Source organism: Streptomyces sp. 13-12-16, assembly GCF_002114215.1.
GTDB lineage: Bacteria > Actinomycetota > Actinomycetes > Streptomycetales > Streptomycetaceae > Streptomyces.
In genome coordinates this window covers 1-392 of sequence record NZ_NCTE01001480.1, presented here as the reverse complement: position 1 = coordinate 392, position 392 = coordinate 1, and the positions used below count along the sequence as shown (strand labels likewise).

At 73.7% G+C, this 392-nt stretch carries 1 protein-coding gene; it reads left to right on the top strand.

Annotated elements, in window-relative coordinates:
• Positions 1-62 precede the first annotated feature (62 nt).
• Positions 63-392 (top strand): sigma factor (locus tag B7767_RS43060; RefSeq protein ID WP_085576529.1); only part of this gene is annotated, 330 nt, incomplete at its 3' end.

Genomic DNA, 392 nt, shown 5'->3' with positions numbered 1-392 from the left:
TTCGCCGGGTCATGAGTCTTTGTCTCAGGTGTAAGGGGTTGTTCGGACACGGGGCGGTGGGGATGGAGCGGTTTCGGGTGGACGGCTTCGACGAGTTCGTGGCTGCCCGCTGGTCGGCGCTGCTCCATGTCGCGCGGCTGCTCACCGGCGGTGACCGGCAGCGCGCCGAGGACCTCGTCCAGGAGGCCCTGGTGAAGCTGTGGTTCGTCTGGCCGAGGGTCGCCGAGCAGGCCCCGGAGGCGTATGTGCGCCAGGTGCTGGTGCGGATGGCGGCCCGTTCGGCCCGGCGCCGCTGGTGGGGGGAGCGCCCGGTGGGCGAGCTGCCCGACCGGGCCGGGCCGGGCGACGTGTCGTCGGCCGTCGCGGAGCGCTCGCGGCTGGAGGCCGCGCTG